The 3,606-nt window shown below is 71.9% G+C and carries 2 protein-coding genes; both read left to right on the top strand.

Annotation, left to right across the window (positions count from 1 at the left end):
- The coding region (gene ptsP, locus AC07NG_RS25640) for a phosphoenolpyruvate--protein phosphotransferase (protein ID WP_494597206.1) at window positions 1–1,991 on the top strand (1,991 nt) is incomplete at its 5' end.
- Window positions 1,992–1,996: 5 nt separating this feature from the next.
- Window positions 1,997–3,606 (top strand): N-acetylglucosamine-specific PTS transporter subunit IIBC (gene nagE, locus AC07NG_RS25645; RefSeq protein WP_494597208.1); only part of this gene is annotated, 1,610 nt, incomplete at its 3' end.

A 3,606-nucleotide genomic window follows, 5' to 3' on the forward strand; every position in this document is an offset into this window, starting at 1 on the left:
TGGCGCACGGGATCCACGCCCGTCCGGCGGCGCGGATCGCCGAGACGGCGCGGGGTTTCGCCGCCGAGGTCGCCATCGTGGCCGGCGGCCGCCGAGCCGGCGCCAGGAGCCCGGTTGGGGTGATGGCCCTGGCCGTCAAGCTGGGCGACCACATCTCGATCGTCGCCTCCGGCGCGGACGCTGCCGCCGCCGTGGACGCCGTCGCCGCCCTGATCGAGAGCGGCATGGGCGAGAAGGCCGGCGAGGTCGCGGCCAAGATCGAAGAACCGCCCGTCGTTCTGGCGCCTTCCGAGCCCGCAGAGCCGGGCGTGCTGCGCGGGGTGATGGCCGCGCCGGGACTGGCGATCGGCCAGGCCGTGCGGCTGGCGGTCGAGGCGATCGCCGTCGCCGAAGCCGGCGCCGGCGTCGCCGCCGAGCTGGCGGCCCTGGATACGGCCCTGGACACCGTCCGGGCCCGCATCGCCCAGGCCGCCGAAACCGGCGAGGCCGCCCGCAAGGCGATCCTGGCCGCGCACCTGGCCTTCCTCGAAGACCCCGAACTCACCGCCGCCGCCCGCAAGCTGATCGGCGAAGGCAAGAGCGCCGGCTTTGGCTGGCGGCGCGCCGTCGGCGGCTATGTCGAGGCGCTCAAAGGTCTGGGCGACCGGCGGCTGGCCGAGCGGGTCGATGATCTGATCGACCTGGAGCGCCAGGTGCTGCGGGCCCTGCTGGGCCTGGAGGAGGAGGGCGTGCGCGCCCTGCCGGCCGGGGCCATCCTGCTGGCCGACGAGCTTTTGCCCTCGCAGCTGATGGGCGTGGATCCGACCCGCGTGGCCGGCTTCGCCACCGCTCGCGGCGGCCCCACCTCGCACGTGGCCATCCTGGCCGCGGCCATGGGCCTGCCGGCCCTGGTCGCCGTTGGTCCCGGCGCCCTGGAGATCGCCGACGGGACCGCCCTGATCCTCGACGCCGAGGGCGGGCGCCTGCGCGTCGCCCCCGGGGCCGACGCCCTGGCCCAGGCGCAAAGCGCCATCGCCGCCCGCCACGAGCGCCGCGCCGCCGCCAAGGCCGCCGCTCATGAAGAGAGCACCACGTCTTGCGGGACCCGGATCGAGGTCTTCGCCAATGTCGGCTCGGAGAAGGACGCCAAGGCCGCGACGGCGAACGGCGCCGAAGGCTGCGGCCTGCTGCGCACCGAGTTCCTGTTCCTCGATCGCGAGACCCCGCCCAGCGAGGACGAGCAGGCGGCCCAGTACCAGGCTGTCGCTACCGCCCTCGAAGGCAGGCCGCTGATCGTGCGCACCCTGGACGTCGGCGGCGACAAGGCCGCGCCCTATCTGCCGATCCCGGCCGAGGAGAACCCGGCGCTCGGCCTGCGCGGCGTGCGCGTCAGCCTGTGGCGGCCGCACCTGCTGAAGACCCAGCTGCGGGCCATCCTGCGCGTGGCGCCCCTGGGCCAATGCAAGATCATGGTCCCGATGGTGGGCAGCCTCTCCGAACTGCGCGCCGTCCGCGCCGTGCTGGAGGAGGCCAAGAAGGAGCTGGGGATCACCGACCGCGTCGAGCTGGGCGTCATGATCGAGACCCCGGCCGCCGCCGTCACCGCCGACCTGATCGCCGCCGAGGCCGACTTCCTGTCCATCGGCACCAACGACCTGACCCAATACGTCCTGGCCATGGACCGGGGCAATCCGGAGTTGGCCGCCCGCATCGACGCCCTGCACCCGGCCGTGCTGCGGATGATCGACCAGACCTGCCAGGGGGCGAGCAAACACGGCCGCTGGGTCGGCGTCTGCGGCGGGCTGGCCTCGGACCTGGCCGCCGTGCCGGTGCTGCTGGGCCTGGGCGTCAGCGAACTCTCCGCGACGGCGTCGATCGTGCCGGAGGTGAAGGCCCTGGTGCGCACCCTGGATCTGGCCGCCTGCCGCGACCTTGCCGCCCAAGCCCTGGACCTGACCTCGCCCGAGGCGGTCCGTGACCTGACCAAATCCTTCCAGCAGGCTGGAGCCTGACGCCGATGAAATCGCCGCTCGAAATCCTCCAGCCGCTCGGCCGGGCCCTGATGCTGCCGATCGCGGTGTTGCCGGTGGCGGGCCTCCTGCTGCGCCTGGGCCAGCCCGATCTCCTGAACATTCCCTTCATCGCCGCCGCCGGCGATGCGATCTTCGCCAACCTGGGTTTGCTGTTCGCCATCGGCGTCGCCGTGGGTCTGGCCAAGGAAAACAACGGCGCGGCCGGGCTGGCGGGCGTCGTCTGCTTCCTGATCGCCACCGAAGGCGGCAAGGCCCTGCTGCATGTGCCCGCCGAGGCGACGGCGGGTCTGGCCGAAGCCCACGCCGCCCTGGCCGGGGCGGCCTACAAGGCCAAGGCGCTGTCCAAGCTCAGCGTGCCGATCGGCATCCTGTCGGGGGTGATCGGCGGGCTGTTCTACAACCGCTTCTCGGGCTTCAAGCTGCCCGAGTACCTGGCCTTCTTCAGCGGCCGGCGGTTCGTGCCGATCGTGGCCGGCCTTGCGGGCCTGGTGATGGCTGGGCTGGTGGGCCTGGGCTACGACGCCATCAACGGCGGGGTGGACGCCGCCAGCCGGGCCATCGTCGGCTCGGGGCAGTGGGGGCTGCTGGTCTACGGTTTCCTCAACCGCATCCTGATCGTCACCGGCCTGCACCACATCCTCAACAACATCGCCTGGTTCGTGATCGGCGACTTCCATGGGGCCACGGGTGATCTGCGACGCTTCTTCGCCGACGATCCGACCGCCGGCGGCTTCATGAGCGGCTTCTTCCCGGTGATGATGTTTGGCCTGCCGGCCGCGTGCCTCGCCATGCTGCACACCGCCCGTCCCGAGCGCCGCAAGGCGGTTGGCGGCATGCTCGTCTCCCTGGCCCTGACCTCGTTCCTGACCGGGGTGACCGAGCCGATCGAGTTTTCCTTCATGTTCCTGGCCCCGGCCCTCTACGCCGTGCACGCCATCCTGACCGGCGTCTCCATGGCGCTGATGAACCTCTTGGACGTGAAGCTGGGCTTCACCTTCTCGGCGGGGCTCTTCGACTACATCCTCAACTTCGGCAAGGCCACGCACCCGCTCTTCCTGCTGCCGATCGGGGCGGTCTATTTCGCCGTCTATTACGGCCTCTTCCGGTTCTTCATCGTCCGCTTCGACCTCAAGACCCCCGGCCGTGAGCCGGAGGAGGAAGCCGCCGCCCTCAACGCCGCCCCGGCCCCCAGCGCCGGCGGCCGCGGGGCTGACTTCGTTATCGCGCTGGGCGGCTCGGCCAACCTCGTCAGCGTCGACGCCTGCACCACCCGCCTGCGCCTGATCGTCGCCGACCAAAAGATCATCGATGAGGCCCGTCTCAAGGCCCTGGGCGCACGCGGGATCGTCCGTCCCTCCGACAAGGCCCTGCAGGTGGTGCTGGGCCCCATCGCCGACACCGTCGCCGGCGAAATCCGCCAGGCGGCGGGAGCGGGGGTACAGGCTCCGGCTGTCGTGGCCGTGGCTTCGGCCAAGGCCGCTGACCCGGCCACGGCTCAGGCCCTGCTGCCGGGCCTTGGCGGCGCGGCCAACATCCTCGCCGTCACCGCCTGCTCCAGCCGTCTGCGGCTTGAACTGGTCGATCCGTCCAAGCT

Source organism: Caulobacter sp. GW821-FHT10C03 (assembly GCF_059415485.1).